Origin of the sequence: Brachybacterium saurashtrense (assembly GCF_003355475.1) — a bacterium.
Classification (GTDB): Bacteria; Actinomycetota; Actinomycetes; order Actinomycetales; family Dermabacteraceae; genus Brachybacterium; species Brachybacterium saurashtrense.
The window spans coordinates 2,998,512-3,013,389 of the sequence record NZ_CP031356.1; the positions used below are offsets into that span (position 1 = coordinate 2,998,512).

At 73.6% G+C, this 14,878-nt stretch carries 18 protein-coding genes; 15 read left to right on the forward strand and 3 right to left on the reverse strand.

Going from position 1 to position 14,878, the window contains the following annotated elements; all coding sequences use genetic code 11:
- Positions 1-56 precede the first annotated feature (56 nt).
- Together DWV08_RS13490 and DWV08_RS13495 are read left to right on the forward strand one after the other, a co-directional pair.
- Complete coding sequence (locus DWV08_RS13490; RefSeq protein ID WP_115414275.1) at positions 57-731, forward strand: GntR family transcriptional regulator; 675 nt, start codon at positions 57-59, stop codon at positions 729-731.
- Positions 728-2,005 (forward strand): MFS transporter, encoded by a 1,278-nt coding sequence (locus DWV08_RS13495; RefSeq protein WP_115414276.1) that lies wholly within the window; start codon positions 728-730, stop codon positions 2,003-2,005. Before DWV08_RS13490 ends, DWV08_RS13495 begins: the two co-directional genes overlap by 4 nt.
- A gap of 10 nt (positions 2,006-2,015) precedes the next feature.
- Here DWV08_RS13495 and DWV08_RS13500 read toward each other — a convergent pair whose 3' ends face one another.
- Positions 2,016-2,591 (reverse strand): GNAT family N-acetyltransferase, encoded by a 576-nt coding sequence (locus tag DWV08_RS13500; protein ID WP_241237245.1) that lies wholly within the window; start codon positions 2,589-2,591, stop codon positions 2,016-2,018.
- A 91-nt stretch (positions 2,592-2,682) separates the two neighbouring features.
- On the opposite strand from DWV08_RS13500, the gene DWV08_RS13505 reads away from it, so the two are divergent.
- From DWV08_RS13505 to DWV08_RS13520, 4 genes are all read left to right on the forward strand, one after another.
- Positions 2,683-3,645, forward strand: coding sequence for a phosphotransferase (locus DWV08_RS13505; RefSeq protein WP_115414278.1), 963 nt, complete (start codon positions 2,683-2,685; stop codon positions 3,643-3,645).
- Positions 3,646-3,697: 52 nt separating this feature from the next.
- Positions 3,698-4,102 carry a MerR family transcriptional regulator gene (locus DWV08_RS13510; RefSeq protein ID WP_115414279.1) on the forward strand — a complete coding sequence of 135 codons (405 nt, stop codon included), beginning with the start codon at positions 3,698-3,700 and terminating at the stop codon, positions 4,100-4,102.
- 135 nt (positions 4,103-4,237) lie between these two features.
- Complete coding sequence (locus tag DWV08_RS13515) at positions 4,238-5,788, forward strand: SulP family inorganic anion transporter (RefSeq protein WP_115414280.1); 1,551 nt, start codon at positions 4,238-4,240, stop codon at positions 5,786-5,788.
- 2 nt (positions 5,789-5,790) lie between these two features.
- Positions 5,791-7,182 (forward strand): amino acid permease, encoded by a 1,392-nt coding sequence (locus DWV08_RS13520; RefSeq protein ID WP_115414281.1) that lies wholly within the window; start codon positions 5,791-5,793, stop codon positions 7,180-7,182.
- Positions 7,183-7,274: 92 nt separating this feature from the next.
- On the opposite strand, the gene DWV08_RS13525 is transcribed toward DWV08_RS13520, so the two are convergent.
- Both DWV08_RS13525 and DWV08_RS13530 read right to left on the reverse strand, forming a co-directional pair.
- Positions 7,275-8,366 (reverse strand): LCP family protein, encoded by a 1,092-nt coding sequence (locus DWV08_RS13525; protein WP_241237246.1) that lies wholly within the window; start codon positions 8,364-8,366, stop codon positions 7,275-7,277.
- Between the two features lie 229 nt (positions 8,367-8,595).
- Complete coding sequence (locus DWV08_RS13530) at positions 8,596-9,492, reverse strand: LysR family transcriptional regulator (protein ID WP_162801579.1); 897 nt, start codon at positions 9,490-9,492, stop codon at positions 8,596-8,598.
- Between the two features lie 304 nt (positions 9,493-9,796).
- On the opposite strand from DWV08_RS13530, the gene DWV08_RS13535 reads away from it, so the two are divergent.
- The 9 genes from DWV08_RS13535 (at position 9,797) to DWV08_RS13570 (ending at position 14,870) form a co-directional block, all read left to right on the forward strand.
- Positions 9,797-10,306 (forward strand): Asp23/Gls24 family envelope stress response protein, encoded by a 510-nt coding sequence (locus DWV08_RS13535; RefSeq protein WP_115414283.1) that lies wholly within the window; start codon positions 9,797-9,799, stop codon positions 10,304-10,306.
- 64 nt (positions 10,307-10,370) lie between these two features.
- Positions 10,371-10,547, forward strand: coding sequence for a hypothetical protein (locus DWV08_RS16905; protein WP_164740367.1), 177 nt, complete (start codon positions 10,371-10,373; stop codon positions 10,545-10,547).
- Between the two features lies 1 nt (position 10,548).
- Complete coding sequence (locus DWV08_RS13540) at positions 10,549-10,965, forward strand: Asp23/Gls24 family envelope stress response protein (protein ID WP_115414284.1); 417 nt, start codon at positions 10,549-10,551, stop codon at positions 10,963-10,965.
- A complete protein-coding gene (locus DWV08_RS13545; RefSeq protein WP_115414285.1) occupies positions 10,962-11,516 on the forward strand; it encodes a DUF6286 domain-containing protein in 555 nt (184 codons plus the stop codon). The genes DWV08_RS13540 and DWV08_RS13545 overlap by 4 nt, the downstream gene beginning before the upstream one ends.
- Before the next feature lie 3 nt (positions 11,517-11,519).
- Positions 11,520-12,182, forward strand: coding sequence for a hypothetical protein (locus tag DWV08_RS13550; protein WP_206516716.1), 663 nt, complete (start codon positions 11,520-11,522; stop codon positions 12,180-12,182).
- On the forward strand, positions 12,179-12,772 hold the full coding sequence (locus tag DWV08_RS13555; RefSeq protein WP_115414286.1) for an RNA polymerase sigma factor: 594 nt from the start codon (positions 12,179-12,181) through the stop codon (positions 12,770-12,772). Before DWV08_RS13550 ends, DWV08_RS13555 begins: the two co-directional genes overlap by 4 nt.
- Complete coding sequence (locus DWV08_RS13560) at positions 12,769-13,287, forward strand: Asp23/Gls24 family envelope stress response protein (protein ID WP_206516717.1); 519 nt, start codon at positions 12,769-12,771, stop codon at positions 13,285-13,287. Before DWV08_RS13555 ends, DWV08_RS13560 begins: the two co-directional genes overlap by 4 nt.
- Positions 13,277-13,624: a hypothetical protein gene (locus DWV08_RS13565; RefSeq protein WP_115414288.1), complete on the forward strand. Its 348-nt coding sequence runs from the start codon at positions 13,277-13,279 to the stop codon at positions 13,622-13,624. Before DWV08_RS13560 ends, DWV08_RS13565 begins: the two co-directional genes overlap by 11 nt.
- A 76-nt stretch (positions 13,625-13,700) precedes the next feature.
- Positions 13,701-14,870, forward strand: a complete 1,170-nt coding sequence (locus DWV08_RS13570) for an acetyl-CoA C-acetyltransferase (protein ID WP_115414289.1) — start codon at positions 13,701-13,703, stop codon at positions 14,868-14,870.
- The last annotated feature ends 8 nt before the right edge of the window (positions 14,871-14,878 follow it).

A 14,878-nucleotide genomic window follows, 5' to 3' on the forward strand; every position in this document is an offset into this window, starting at 1 on the left:
ACCGACAGGCGGGCGGCTAGCTTGCATCCATTGATGCATGCATTACTCTGTGGCGCATGCCCGCTCCCACCCTCCCCTGGCTCGATTCCCTCGAGAACCGCCCGATCGCCACGCAGATCGCCGCCGCGACCGCGCACCGCATCACCACCGGCACGATCGAGCCGGGCGAGCTGCTGCGCGAGGTGGAGGTCGCCGCCCGGCACGGTGCGAGCCGCACCCCCGCCCGCGAGGCGATGCTGCAGCTGGAGACCTGGGGCCTGGTGCGCCTGATCCCGAAGAAGGGCGCGCTGGTCACCACGCCCACGGCGCGCGAGCGCGAGGAGCTGCTCTCGGTGCGCGCGATGCTCGAGGGGCACGCGGTGGCCCGGATCGTGCCCGACGAGTCCCGGCGCGAGGGGCTGCTCCAGGCTCTCGCCCCGGTGCTCGAGGCGCAGCGGACCACCGTGGAGCGGCCGGAGGAGTTCGCCGTCCACGACTACGCCTTCCACCTCACCCTCGCCTCCCACGAGGGGAACCGGGTGGTCGAGGAGGTGCTGCGCTCCCTGGGCCCGCGCCTGTTCCGCCTCACCCATCTCGCGGTGCTCTCCCCCGCCGCGCACCTTCCCGACCTGCACCGCGAGCACGTCGAGCTCACCGACACCGTGCGCCACGGGGATGTGACCGGGTTCCGCGCGATGATCGAGGAGCACCTGCGCACCGGTCACGACGCCTACCAGGTGGTGGCCGAGTGAGCCGCGCACGGGTCCCCGCCTGGCTGGCCGTCGCCCCCACCGGCTTCGTCCTCGCCTGGGGCGGGAACCACTTCACGCCGCTGCTGCACGTGTACGAGACCGTGGGCGGATACGCCCCGTGGCAGGCGAACCTGCTGCTGGGGATGTACGTGGTGGGCCTGATCCCGGGGATGCTGCTGGCCGCGGGACTCTCGGACCGTCACGGCCGCCGACCGGTCGCGATCGCGGGCCTGTTCGCCGCCGCGCTCGGCAGCATCCTGCTGGCGGCGAGCATGACGAGCTTCGTGCTGCTGTGCACCGGGCGCGTGCTCGCCGGGATCGGGGTGGGCGTGGGCATGTCGGTGGGCTCGAGCTGGATCAAGGAGCTCTCCTCCCCGCCGCACGATCACCGCGCGAGCGCGGCCGTCGGCGCGCGCCGCTCCTCGATGACCCTCACCCTGGGCTTCGCGCTCGGTGCGGGCGTGACCGGCTCGCTCGCCCAGTGGGCGCCGCTGCCCGGGCAGCTGCCCTTCCTCGCCCACCTCGCCCTGTGCCTGCTCGCCGCGCTCGCCCTGCTGGGCGCCCCGGAGAGCCTGCCGCGGGAGCTGCGGGCCCGGGGCTCGCTGCGGGAGGACCTGCGGGTCCCGGCCGCCGGGCACCCCACCTTCGTGCGCCTGGTGCTGCCGGCGGCGCCGTGGGTGTTCGCCGCGGCCGGGGTCGCCTACGCGATCCTGCCCACCACCGTCGAGGCGCAGATCGGGGACGCCGCGACGATCTACGCGACCGGGCTGACCGTGCTCACCCTGGGCATCGGCGCCCTCGCACAGGGCACGGTGGGCCTCCTGGACCGCCTCACCCGCGGCCGCGCTCTCGTGGTGGGCATGGCCGGGATGAGCGCCGGCATGATCCTCGCCGCCGTCGCCGCCGAGCTGCGCCACCCCGTGATGGTGGTGGCCGTGGCCGCGCTGCTGGGCGCCTCCTACGGGGTGTGCGTGGTGGCGGGCCTGGTGATCGCGCAGTCGCTCGCCACACCGCGGGATCTCGCCGGGATCACCGGGGTCTACTACTCGCTGGCCTACACCGGGTTCCTGCTGCCCACGGTGCTCGCGGCGCTCACGCCCGTCCTCCCCTACACCGGGGGCCTCGTGATCGTCGCGGCGGTGTGCGTGCTGTGCCTGACGGCCGTGACCTGGGGGCTGCGCCGCCCGCTCCCCCGACCGTCGGAGGGCATCCGCACGGATGACGTCGAGGAGGAGGCACTCGAGCCCGAGGTGGCGGCGATCGGCGCGTCCTGACGCCCCGCCCTCACCGCATGGTCGCGGCGAGCTCCGCCTCGCTCAGCACCCGGTCCGCGAGGACCAGGCGCACGGCCGACGGGTCGGGGTTGCCGGCGTCGGGACCGCGGTGGCGCAGCGCCAGTCCGACCTTCTCGGCGACCGCGGCGGAGCCGGGGTTGTTCTCGAGCAGGTAGGCGACTACCGGCAGCTCGGGACGACGCTCCCGGGCGGCGTCGACCGCGGCGGCAGCCAGCTCGGTCGCGAGCCCGCGGCCCTGCGCCTCGGGGGCGAAGCGGTAGCCGAGGTTCCAGAACGCGCCCTGCCGCACCGCGCAGCCGCCGTGCCCCACCACCGTGCCGTCCTCCCGTGCCACCCAGGCGCCGAGCCCGTGCTCGTGCCAGTCGGCGAGCCAGCCCGCCAGAGCCTCCCGCGTGGTGGCGAGGTCGGCGAAGCGGCCGCTGGGCAGGTGGGTCCAGGTGCGGGCGTCGGAGTAGATCCGGTGGAGATCCTCCAGGTCGGCGTCGCCGGGAGGGTCGAGCTGCAGCCGGGCGGTGGTGATCATGGGGTCCTCCTCCGGGCCGTCGACGGTGAGCGGAACGGCCACTGCGTGGACGGTAGCCTCTCGCCACGACGGACGAGACCGCACCGAGTCACCGCCCGCCCTCGAGCCCCGGATCCGATGAAGGGACCCTGACATGGCCGTTTCAGCCTCTTCCTCACTGCCGCCCGGGCTGTCCCTGCTGTGGGAGAGCGCCGACGAGCGGGCGGCGCTGCGCGACCGCTTCGGCTTCGCGGATGCCGGTGAGGCGACCGACTGGCTCGTCGCCACGCTCCACGAGCACTGGGGCCTCACGGTCCGCTCCTGCCGTCGCCTCACCATCAGCGACCACAATGCGATCGCGTGGGTAAGCACCGACCGCGGTGAGCTGGTGGCGAAGTGGTCCCGCGAGGAGCGCCTGTTCCCTCGCCTCGAGGCGACCACCGGGCTGATCACGACGCTCGAGGAGCAGGGGATCCCGGTCGCCTCCCCGCTCCCCTCACAGGACGGCGCCGTGCGCGTGGTCGCGGATGGGCCCATCGGGCCGCTTTCCGTCGCGGTGCTCCCCGAGATCGCGGGGACCTGGCTGGACGTGGCGGACCTCGACGCGGTGCGCACCGTCGGCGCCTGCCTCGCGCGGATGCACGAGGCCCTCCGCGAGCTCGACCTCCCCACGCTCGAGGGACGGCCGCCGCGCCCGGCGCGCGAGCGGATGCAGACCTGGCTCGAGGGACGCGACCACGGCCGCGCCCCGTCGGCCTCGGCCCGACTCGCCGCGCTGGTCGCGGACCTTCCGGACCTCGCGGATGCCCCGCAGCTCGTCCACGGGGACGTACGCGCCGCGAACCTGCTGATGCAGGGCGGGGAGGTCGCCGCGGTGCTGGACCTCGACGAGGTGCGCACCGATCACCGGGTCGCGGAGCTCGCGCAGACGAGCGTGCTGCTGGGGACCCTGTTTCGCGACTGGCGGCCGACGCCCGCCCCTGCGCGACGGGCGCTGCGCGAGGGCTACGAGCGGATCCGCCCGCTCGGCGACGCGGAACGCGCCTGGCTCGAGGCTCTGACCCTGTGGATCGCGCTCGCCACGTTCCCCGACGCCGAGCACCCCGCCCCCGCATGAGCCCGCTCTCCCCCGCGCGCCCGTCGGCCCCGCGGTGGGGCACACTGGCGCCATGGAGGAGACGAGCGGGGGGCGCCCGCTGCTGCACATCGGCGCGGTCGCGGAGCGCACGGAGCTCAGCCTGCGCACCCTGCGGCACTACGACGAGATCGGGCTGGTGCATCCCTCCGAGCGCAGCGAGGGCGGGTTCCGCCTGTACTCCGAGCAGGACGTCGAGCGGATCCTGCTGATCCGGCGCATGAAGCCGCTGGACTTCTCGCTGGAGCAGATGCGGGAGCTGCTGGACATCACCCATGACGTCGCCAAGCCGGATCCGCCGCCGGAGGCGCGCGAGAAGCTGCGCGAGCTGGAGGCGATCGCGCTCGAGCGACGCACCGCCCTGGAGCGGAAGGTCGCGATGGCCGACGAGTTCCTCGACCGCCTGCGCGCACTGTCCTCCGCCCGCCCGACGGACTGAGCCGCGTGCGATCCGGGTCACGGCCCGTATCGCCCCCGCCGAACCTCACGTAACGTGAGGGTTGCACCGCGGTCCTCACGGAGACGTTCCGTGCCTCCGGGCCGCCCTCCCCACCCCACACGTCAGGATCCCCCCGTGACCTCCTCCCCCACGGCGCCCGCTGACAGCGCGCCCCAGCACTCGCAGTCCCGGCCCGCCACGGTCCGCGCCGCCCTGAGCGATCCCCGACAGCTGAGGACCGAGATCCTCGGCGGCCTGGTGGTCGCCCTCGCCCTGATCCCCGAGGCGATCTCCTTCTCGATCCTCGCCGGCGTCCCGCCCCAGGTGGGCCTGTTCGCCTCGTTCACGATGGCGGTCACGATCGCCGTGGTGGGCGGCCGGCCCGCCATGATCTCCGCCGCCACCGGCGCGGTGGCCCTGGTGGTCGCGCCGGTGGTGGTCGAGCACGGGCTCGACTATCTCCTCGCCACCGTGATCCTCGCCGGCGTGCTGCAGGTCGTGCTCGCCGTGCTGGGCGTGGCGAAGCTGATGCGCTTCATCCCCCGCTCGGTGATGACCGGGTTCGTCAACGCCCTGGCGATCCTCATCTTCACCGCCCAGCTGCCGCACCTGTTCGGCGAGGACATCCCCTGGATCGTCTACCCGCTGGTGGCGGCGGGCCTGGCGATCATGGTGCTGATGCCCCGGTTCACCACCGTGGTCCCGGCGCCGCTGATCGCGATCATCGTCCTCACGATCGCGGTGGTCGCGTCCGGCTGGACCATGCCGAACGTCTCCGACCAGGGCGAGCTGCCCGAGTCGCTGCCCGCGCTGCTGATCCCGGAGGTCCCGCTCACCGTCGAGACGCTGCGGATCATCGCGCCGTACGCGCTGGCGATGGCGGTGGTGGGGATCATGGAGTCCCTGATGACGGCCAAGCTGGTCGACGACATCACCGACACCCACTCGAACAAGACCCGCGAGACCTGGGGCCAGGGCGTCGCGAACCTCGTCACCGGCTTCTTCGGCGGCATGGGCGGCTGCGCCATGATCGGCCAGACCATGATCAACGTGAAGCAGTCCGGGTCCCGCACCCGGCTCTCCACCTTCCTGGCCGGGGTGTTCCTGCTGATCCTGGTGGTGGTGCTGGGGGACATCGTGGGGCTGATCCCGATGGCCGCCCTGGTCGCGGTGATGATCATGGTCTCGGTGGGCACCTTCGACTGGCACAGCATCCGCCCCTCCACGCTGCGCCTGATGCCGTGGTCGGAGACGGCGGTCATGCTGGTCACGGTGATCGCCACGGTGATCACCCACAACCTCGCCATCGGCGTGGTGCTCGGCGTGCTCGCCGCGATGGTGCTGTTCGCCCGGCGGGTGGCCCACCTGGTGCGGATCGACGCGGTGTGGGAGTCCGACGTGGACGACGACGGCGCGATCGACATCCGCCGCTACGCCGTCACCGGCGAGCTGTTCTGGGCCTCCAGCAACGACCTCGTCTACCAGTTCGACTACGCCGGCGACCCGGCCGTGGTGATCATCGACCTCACCGCCGCGGACGTCTGGGACGCCTCCACCGTGGCGAGCCTCGACGCCGTGCAGTCCAAGTACGCCGAGCGCGGCAAGGAGGCCCGGATCATCGGGCTGGACGGCGCCAGCCTCGAGCGGCTCGAGAAGCTCTCGGGCAATCTCGGCGCGGGGCACTGACGGTGAGCACCACCGCCACGCAGCCCGCCGACGCCCCCGCCCCGGCCCGTCGGCGGCCCGGGCTCACCTCCCGCCACCTCCACTTCATCGCGCTCGGCTCCGCGATCGGGACGGGCCTGTTCTACGGCTCGGCCGGCGCGATCCAGGCCGCGGGCCCCTCGGTGCTGCTGGTGTACCTGCTGGGCGGCGCGGTCGTGTACTTCATGCTGCGGGCGCTGGGCGAGATGGCGGTGCGGATGCCGATCCCCGGCTCTTTCGCCGAGTACACGCGCCGCTTCCTGGGCCCCTGGGCCGGGTACCTCACGGGCTGGATGTTCGCCTTCGAGATGCTGATCGTGTGCCTGGCGGACCTCACCGCGATCGCGATCTACATGCGCTTCTGGTTCCCGGACACCGCCCAGTGGCTCTGGGTGGCGCTCACGCTGCTGATCGTGGGCGCGGCGAACCTGGCCAGCGTGCGCTGGTTCGGCGAGCTCGAGTTCGCCTTCACGATCGTGAAGGTGGGGGCGGTGATCGCGATGATCGCGGGCGGCGCGGCGATCCTCGCGTTCGGCCTGGGCGATCCCTCGACGCCGACGGGCCTGGAGAACCTCACGGCCGACGGGGGCTTCCTCCCGCACGGCCCCGGTGGGATGATCAGCGCGTTCATCCTGGTGCTGTTCGCCTTCGGCGGCACCGAGATCATCGGCGTGGCCGGCACCGAGGCGGAGGACCCCGCCCGGGCCGTCCCCAAGGCCGTGAACACGGTGCCGGTGCGGATCCTGCTGTTCTACGTCCTCGCGATCGGGGTGATCCTGCTGATCACGCCGTGGCCGCAGATCACCGGGGAGCAGTCCCCGTTCGTGCAGATCTTCGACACGCTCGGCGTGAACTGGGCGGCGGCGCTGCTCAACGTCGTGGTGATCACCGCGGCGCTCTCCGCGATCAACGCGGACCTCTTCGGCGCCGGCCGCGTCGTCGCCGGGATGGCGCGGCAGCGTCTGGCCCCCGCGGCCCTGTCCCGCACGGTGCGCGGGGTGCCGGTGGTGACCACCCTGGCGATGCTCGGCGTGCTGGTCGTCGGCGTGGTGCTGAACTGGGCGCTGCCGGAGAGGGTGTTCACGATCGTCGCCTCGCTCGCCACCTTCGCCACCGTGTTCGTGTGGCTGATGATCCTGCTCGCCCAGGTCGCCTCCCGGCGCGGCATGAGCCGCGCCGAGCGGGACGCGCTGCAGTTCCCGGTGCCTCTGTGGCCCTACGGCCAGGTGTTCGCGATCGTGTTCATCCTGTTCACCTTCGGGATCATGGTGTGGATCAGCGAGTACCACCTGGCGCTGCTGACGGGCGTGGCCTTCGTGGCGCTCATGAGCATGATCTATGTGGTCACCGGTCGGCGGCCCCTCCCACAGGGCTGACCCGCCGGGCCCGGGGACATCTCCTGTCCGCGCAGAGCGGTTCGCTGGCGACAGACCGGCTGGCGGCCCCGACAGAGACCTGACCCCAGGGTTCAGCCGTCGCAGAGCGAGGCGTCAGCCGTGCGGGTGGTCGCGCCGTCCACCGAGGGGGAGTGCGAGCTGGTCGCGGTCGGCGTCTCGGCGCGCGGCGTGATGTTGCCCGCGGCATCGGACCCGGTGAGCTCGCCCTGCTCCTCGTCGTCATGACCCGCCTCGTCGGCCGGGACAGCCGGCTCGTCGGCCGCGAGAGCCTCGAACACCAGGCCGGTCGACGCCGAGGGCACGACGCGATTGCGGTCCGTGGGCGCCGGCTCCCAGGGCATCGTGAGGAAGGTGATGTGTTCGGGGTCCACCCGGTTGACCCGCTTGCCGAGCCCGGCGAGGTCCGAGGCCCGGCTCAGCCCAGGATCCACCGTCAGTGAGGATGTGGTCGCGTCGAGAAAGTCGTAGAGCCGGTCGGGGCGGGCGAGAATCCGCAAACTGCTCACCTCCTGCACCACCGCGGACATCACCTTCTGCTGGTGGCCCAGACGCGCGATGTCGCTGCCGTCGCCGATTGCATGGCGGGTGCGGGCCAGGGCCAGGGCGTCCTTCCCGTGGACGATCTGCTCCCCCGCGGGGAGGTCGAGATCGGCGCGCGAGTCCTGGAGCTCATCGGGCAGGCAGATGTGCAGCCCGCCTAGCGCGTCGACCATCTCGATGAACCCCTCGAAGTCCAGCTCCACGAAGTGATCGACGTGCACGCCGGTCAGCTCCTCCACGGCGGCGACTGAGCAGGCCGGGCCGAAGTTCAGGGCGGAGTTGAGCATGCCGCGTCCGCCGGCGAAGCCGCCGCTGCCGGTGTCGGCGCAGGCGGGTAGGTCCATGAGGGTGTCGCGCGGCAGCTGCAGCGCGTCAATCCGGTCGTCGTCGGCGGAGAGGTGCGCGAGCACCATCGCGTCGCTGCGCCGGGAGCCGTCGCCCGGCCCGAAGTCGTCCCCCGCCAGATCGCGGCTGTCCGAGCCGAGCAGCAGGATGTTGAGCGCACCGTCGCTCTCGTGCGAGGCCGATTCCTCCCCTGGCCGCAGCGGCGCGGTGGCGATGTTCTTCTCAAGATGGCCCACGGTCCCCGCCAGTCCGAGGGTCACTGCGACCACGACGGCCATGGCCAGCGCCGCGAGAGCAGCAAGGACCCTCCCGCGCCGGTACTGCAGCCTCGGCCGCTCCCGGCGGTGCGACCTCGGGGCGGATCGGCGCAGCGGTCGGCGTCCTCTCGGGGCGTGCTCCACGGTCGCTGACACCTCCTTCTGCTCGTCGTGCATGGTCAGCCGACCAGGTGATCATGGGCGGGCCCGGAACTCCAATAGCTTCGGCGGGAGGATCCATGCAGTGTCCCTATGCGTCTCCTCCCGGGCCAGGCCAGGTGCCCGCTCCCTGCTCGACGAGCGCGAGGAACTCGTGCAGCGCCGGGTTCGGGAGCTCGTCGGGACGGTGGATGATGCCGAGGGAGCGGTGCACCGGAGGATCCAGGGCGACCGCGACCCCGCCGAAGGCGGTCGCGGTGCGGGCGAGCGCAGTGGGCACGACGGTGAGGCCGTCGGCCGCGAGTGCCAGGGGGACCAGGCTGTCACGCTGGGTGGTGGTGATCCTGTGCGCGGGGAGGGCGCCGAGACCGCGTATTGCGGTGTCGGCGAGCTGACGGATCGAGGTCCCCCGCGGGAGGGTGATCAGGGCCCTCGAGGTGACGTCCCGAGGGGTCAGCGGGCCTCCTGCACCGCCGGGGCGCGCCCCAGCGGGGAGTACGGCCGCAAACTCCTGGGCGGGCAGCGGGATCGCGGCGAGATCGCCCGGCACCCGGTCGGCCACGCCGATGGCGGCGTCGGCCCGCCCTACCCGGACCGCTTCGACCAGCTCCTGCGCATCGTCGACCGTGGAGACCTCGATCCGCACCCCGGGGTGCGCCCGGTGGAAGCGCCCGAGGTGGTCGGGTAGCTCGGTCGCGACGAGTGAGGGCAGCCCGGTCACGCGCAGCGAGCCCGCGGTGAGCATCCGGGCCGCGCCCGCCATCGCCTCGATGGAGCTCAGCTCCGCCAGGGCGCGGCGTCCGGCGGTGACGACCCCGCGCCCTGCATCGGTGAGCTCCATCCGCCGGCCGACGGGGACGAACATCCGGGTGTCGAGCACCTTCTCGAGGGCGTGGATGCGGCGGGAGAGCGAGGGCTGGGAGATCCGCAGGACGTCCGCGGCGGCGGTGAAGGACCCGTGGTCGATCACCGCGATCAGCGCCTCCACCTGTCCGAGGCTCGGGCCTCCCCGCGGCGTCGCAGGAACGTCCCCCTTGCCGGGGGCTGCGTGGGGGCGCGTCGGCGCCATCTCGGCCCCTTCCTTCCGTCCCGGCCGTGCGCCCGGATCGCTGCGCAGAGGATATCGAGGCGCCACCGATCGCAGCGGGCGCGGCGAGGTGCGCCCAGACGACACTCTTATAGATGTGACGCCTATCACTCTCGGCGGCCGTGAGGATCTGCCCGGTCGCGACGTCTTCCCTATGTCAGCATTCGCAGGCCCGTACGCACGGGCCGTCAGGAAGGAGACTCCCATGTCCGAGGCATCGATCCCCCAGACCGGCAAGCAGAAGCAGCGCGAGGCCGAGCTGGCCGCGCAGCAGGAGAACGGCGAGCAGCAGGACACCGTCCCGCGCGGCCCGCTGCAGACCGACCGCGGTGTGACCACCCTGGACGAGACCGTCGTCGCGAAGATCGCCGGCATGGCGGCCCGCGAGGTCCCCGGCGTGCACGACATGGGCAACGCCGTGCGCCGCGCCTTCTCCGCCGTCACCGACCGCTTCCCCAACGGCCAGACCAGCGTCACCGGCGGCATCGCGGTGGAGAAGGGCGACACCCAGGCCGCCATCGACGTGACCGTGGTCGTCGAGTACGGCGCCTCGATCGTCGAGGTCGGCAACGCGATCCGCCGCAACGTCATCGACCAGGTCGAGGGCACGACCGGCCTCGAGGTCATCGAGGTCAACGTCAACGTGGTCGACGTCCACCTGCCCGGCCAGGACGACGAGCCGGCCGCCGAGCAACGCAGCACCGACCTGAAGTGATCCGCCGGGTGCGGGGACGGGCCGAGCGCCCGCCCCGCACCCGCCCCACGCTCGAGGAGCACGCATGAAGACATCACAGTTCGCCCTGCTCATCGGTCTGATGCTCGGTGCCGTCCTGGCCTTCGGCAGCGTCGGCCAGTTCTCCCTCGTCCTGCTGCTGTCGGCGATCGGCCTCGCCGTCGGCATGACGATCGAGGGACGCATCGAGGTGCGAGGACTGACCGATCGCTGGAGGCGGTGACATGTCCACCGCCATCGCCCTCGACCCCGCCGCCGTCGAGAGCCCGTCACCGACCGTGACGCCCGCCGAGGATCGCGGCGTGACCAGCATCCCCGCACAGGTCGTCGCCCGGGTCGCCGAGCAGGTCGCCTCCGAGGCGGCGCTCGTCGGCTCCGGCGCGGGCGGGGTCCTCGGCGTCGGCGCGCGCCGTGACTTCGACTCCCGCCCCTCGGCCCGGTGCGAGCTCTACGGCCGCACCGCCGTGCTGAGCCTCGACGTCGGCGTGGAGTTCCCGACGCCGCTCGCCCCCGCCTTGACCGCCCTGCGCGACCTGGTCCGCGAGCGGGTCCAGCACCTGACCGGTCTCGAGGTGGGGCGTCTGGACGTCTCGATCTCCTGGCTCCGCCCCACCAGCACCGGGAGGAGGACCCTGCGATGAGCAGCGCCCCGCCTCGCCTGGTCCGCCGTCCCGCGCGCAGCGTCCCCGCAGCGCTGCTCGGCGTCCTGCTGCTGACCGGGGGCCTCGTCGGCGTCTGGCTGCTGGGCAGCCTGCTGCTGGACGGCTCCTGGCCCGCCTCCGCCCAGGGCGCGCTCGCCGACATCGGCGCGCGTCGCCTGGACTCCACGCCCGTGCTCATCGCGGCCGGAGTCCTCGCGGCGCTCGGCCTCGTCCTGCTGCTCGCGGCAGCGATCCCCGGCCGCCCCTCGCGACGCCTCGTGCTGGGCGGCGAGGTGCCCGGCGCGAGCGCCGTCCCGCACCGCGACCTCGGCCGACGCATCACCCGACGGGTGGAGACCGTGGACGGGGTGCACAGCGCCCGCGCCACCCTCCGCGGGCGGCGACTGGACGTGCTGGCCCGCACCGTCGTCGACGACTCCGAGGCCGTGCTGCGCGGAGCCCGCGCGGCCGCCGAGCAGGCCGTCGACGAGCTCCGCCCCGAGACCCCGCTCCGCACCCGTGTCCGGGTCCAGCGGATCAGGAAGGACTGACCCATGCGCTCCGTCTCCGGTCCCCGCAACCGGCTCGTCCTCGTGGCGGCCGCCGTGCTCGCCCTGCTGGCCGCCGCCTGGACGGCCTCGGCCGCTCTCGGCCTCGCCGAGCGTTGGCCGCGCGCCGAGGCGGTCCTCCCCCACGGGGACTCGACGCCCGCCTCGCTCGCCGCCGCGCATCAGCAGTGGCTGCTCCCCGTCGCCGCGGCGGCGAGCGTCCTGGTGGTGCTGCTCGGGCTCTGGCTGCTCCTGGCCCAGGTCCCCTCCCGGGTCCGCACGCCGACGCTGCGTCTGCGCGACGCGGACGGCGGCCTCCTGGGGTCCCTCGAGCCGGCTGTGCTCGAGCGCGCCCTCACCGAGCACGTCGAGCAGGTCGCCGGGGTCGTGGACGCGACCGTCCAGCTCAGCGGCGCGGTCTCTGCTCCGGCGGTGCAGGCCTCGGTGACGATCGCCGAGGACGCGGAGACGGCCTGGGCCGTCGAGGCGGTCCGGGGCCTGCTCGCGGACGACATCCGCACCGTCCTCGGCGCCGAGGCGCGGACCGTGGACCTGCTGGTCCACCTGCGCTCCGCCTCAGCGCCCTCGCGCGCCGTGCTCGGCGGGCATGCCGAGTCGTCGGCCGCCCCGTCGGCCTCCCCCGCGGGTCGGGCGACGCATCCCGCATGAGCCCCGATCCCGGACAGGAGGAGCGCGCGCTGGTCCTGCGCGCGCAGGACGGCGAGACGGCCGCGTTCGAGCGGCTGGTCGACCGCCACCAGGGACGCCTGTTCAGGATCGCGTTCATGGTGGTCGGCGACCGCCAGGAGGCCGAGGACCTGGTCCAGGAGACCCTGGTGCTGGCCTGGCGCCGGCTGCACCTCCTCGAGGAGCCGGCCGCCTTCCGCGGATGGGTCGCTCAGATCTGCTCCCGCTCCGCGACCGACGTGGTGCGGCGGCGTGCCCGTCGGGCCACCGCTCCCGCCGCCGCGGAGGACCTCGAGCCCGCGCTCGAGAGCTCCCCGGACACCGGGCGGACCAGCCCCGGCGCAGCGGCCGACCCAGCGCGCAGCGCCCTGGTCAACGCCCAGATGAGCGCCCTGGCCCGGGTGCTGTCGACGCTCGACCCCGCGCTGCGCCTGTGCTGGGTGCTGAGGGAGGTCGACGGCATGTCGTATCGCGAGATCTGCGCCGCCGTCGACGCCTCGGAGCCCACGGTCCGAGGCCGGATCGCCCGTGCCCGCGCCCGCATCGTCGACGAGATGGAGGAATGGAGGTGACCGAGATGCCGCACCACGACGCCGCCCGCGAGGACCCCGCCGCGACCCGACGGTACCTGGACCTGATCCGCTCGGTGCACGAGGAGTGGGACCGCCTTGAGGAGGCCGGGGACACCTCGGTCCAGCTCTCCGGCTCCGCCCTCGCCACGATCAAGGAATCGGTGCGCGCCGACGCCCGCCACGGCGCGCACGTGCACATGCCGCCGACCCCGGCCGGCCCGTTCACCGTGTCCGAGCTGACCCTGCGCACGCTGGTGCGCCGCGAGATCGACGCGATCCCCGGCGCCCGGGCTCTGCGCACCGCCTTCGAGCACGACGAGGACTCCGCTGCGGAGCGCCGCACCCTCGGCCTGCCCACCCGGGCGCGCTGCCGCGTCTCCGCACACCTGGGGACCCCGGACCTGCCCGGCCTCGCCGAGCGGATCCGCGAGGCGGTGCGCAGCGCCGCCGAGACCGAGCTGGGGCTGACCGGCCTCACCGTCGACGTCCACATCGAGGACCTCCATGAACACTGAGCCCGTGCCCACCGGCCCTGCGCCCTGCTCCCGTCTCGACGTCGCCGACCTCGTCGGCGCAGTCACGGCCGTGCCGGGAGTGAGCGGGCTCGAGCCCGGCATCGCGACGACACTGCGCACCCTCGATGCGCGATTGCGCCGCAGCGGCGCCTCCTCCGCACGCTACGGGCTGGTCGTCGACCGCGTCAGCGGCGAGGTGACCGTCGAGATCGGCGTGGCGGGGCCGCTGCCCGTGCGCCGCATCGTCGAGGACGTCCAGCGCACCGTCCAGAGGGCGGCCATCGGGTCCGCCGTCCCGCGAGTTCTCGTGCGGGTGCAGTCGCTCTCGATGCCATGAGACCGCATTCCGAGGCCGCCTCGGCGCGTCCGGCACAATGGCGGCAGACACCGTCGTCGCCTCCGGGAGGGCCCCTATGTCCGAGATCGTCATCGTCGCCGCGGCACGCACCGCGCAGGGCCGGCTCCAGGGGGCGCTGTCCTCCTTCTCCGCCCCGCAGCTGGGAGCGTTCGCGATCCAGGGCGTGCTCGCGCGGGGCGGGATCGACGCCGCCGCGGTGGACGCCGTGATCATGGGCCAGGTGCTGCCGGCCGGCTCCGGCCAGAATCCGGCGCGCCAGGCCGCGCTCGGCGCCGGGATCGGCTGGGCCACCCCCGCGCACAGCGTGAACAAGGTGTGCCTCTCGGGCCTGACCGCCGTGATCGACGCGTCGCGCATGATCGCCTCCGGGGACGCGGAGGTGGTGGTCGCCGGCGGCATGGAGTCGATGTCCCAGGCGCCGCACCTGCTGATGGGCTCCCGCGGGGGCTGGAAGTACGGGGCGGTGGAGGCGCTGGACCACATGGCGCACGACGGCCTCACCGATGCCCACGACAGCGTGAGCATGGGCGAGTCCACCGAGCGGCACAATCCCCGCTTCGAGGTCACCCGCGAGGATCAGGACCGGGTCGCCGCCCTGTCCCATCAGCGCGCCGCCGCGGCGGGCCTGCTCGCCGAGGAGATCGTGCCGGTCTCCGTGCCGCAGCGGCGCGGTGAGCCGCTCGAGGTCACGGCCGACGAGGGCATCCGCCCCGACACCACCGAGGAGTCCCTGGGCCGCCTGCGCCCCGCCTTCGCCGAGGGCGGCACGATCACCGCCGGGAACTCCTCGCAGATCTCCGACGGCGCGGCCGCGCTGGTGCTCACCACCTCCGCCCGCGCCGACGCGGAGGGCTGGCCGGTGATGGCCCGCCTGGGGGCGAACGGGCAGACCGCCGGGCCGGACAGCTCCCTGCAGGCCCAGCCCGCCGACGCGATCGCCCGCGCCCTGCAGAAGCAGGGCATCACCGCCGCGGAGCTCGACCTCGTCGAGATCAACGAGGCCTTCGGCGCCGTCGTCGCGCACTCGCAGCGGGCGCTGGGCGTTCCCGAGGAGATCGTCAACGTGCACGGCGGCGGGATCGCGCTCGGCCACCCGATCGGCGCCTCCGGCGCCCGGCTCGTGGTGCACGTGGCGCACGAGCTGGCCCGCCGAGGCAGCGGCACCGCCGCGGTGGGGCTGTGCGGCGGGGGCGGCCAGGGCGAGGCGCTCGTGCTGCGGCGGTGACCGGGCCG

Bases quoted from the DNA above. Each gene is read 5' to 3' on its own strand.
- DWV08_RS13545 (WP_115414285.1), top strand. From the start codon at position 10,962: ATGAGCAGCGCCCCGCCTCGCCTGGTCCGCCGTCCCGCGCGCAGCGTC.
- DWV08_RS13505 (WP_115414278.1), top strand. From the start codon at position 2,683: ATGGCCGTTTCAGCCTCTTCCTCACTGCCGCCCGGGCTGTCCCTGCTG.
- DWV08_RS13540 (WP_115414284.1), top strand. From the start codon at position 10,549: ATGTCCACCGCCATCGCCCTCGACCCCGCCGCCGTCGAGAGCCCGTCA.
- DWV08_RS13525 (WP_241237246.1), bottom strand. From the start codon at position 8,366: ATGGCCGTCGTGGTCGCAGTGACCCTCGGACTGGCGGGGACCGTGGGC.
- DWV08_RS13555 (WP_115414286.1), top strand. From the start codon at position 12,179: ATGAGCCCCGATCCCGGACAGGAGGAGCGCGCGCTGGTCCTGCGCGCG.
- DWV08_RS13565 (WP_115414288.1), top strand. From the start codon at position 13,277: ATGAACACTGAGCCCGTGCCCACCGGCCCTGCGCCCTGCTCCCGTCTC.
- DWV08_RS13490 (WP_115414275.1), top strand. From the start codon at position 57: ATGCCCGCTCCCACCCTCCCCTGGCTCGATTCCCTCGAGAACCGCCCG.
- DWV08_RS13550 (WP_206516716.1), top strand. From the start codon at position 11,520: ATGCGCTCCGTCTCCGGTCCCCGCAACCGGCTCGTCCTCGTGGCGGCC.
- DWV08_RS13510 (WP_115414279.1), top strand. From the start codon at position 3,698: ATGGAGGAGACGAGCGGGGGGCGCCCGCTGCTGCACATCGGCGCGGTC.
- DWV08_RS13570 (WP_115414289.1), top strand. From the start codon at position 13,701: ATGTCCGAGATCGTCATCGTCGCCGCGGCACGCACCGCGCAGGGCCGG.
- DWV08_RS16905 (WP_164740367.1), top strand. From the start codon at position 10,371: ATGAAGACATCACAGTTCGCCCTGCTCATCGGTCTGATGCTCGGTGCC.
- DWV08_RS13535 (WP_115414283.1), top strand. From the start codon at position 9,797: ATGTCCGAGGCATCGATCCCCCAGACCGGCAAGCAGAAGCAGCGCGAG.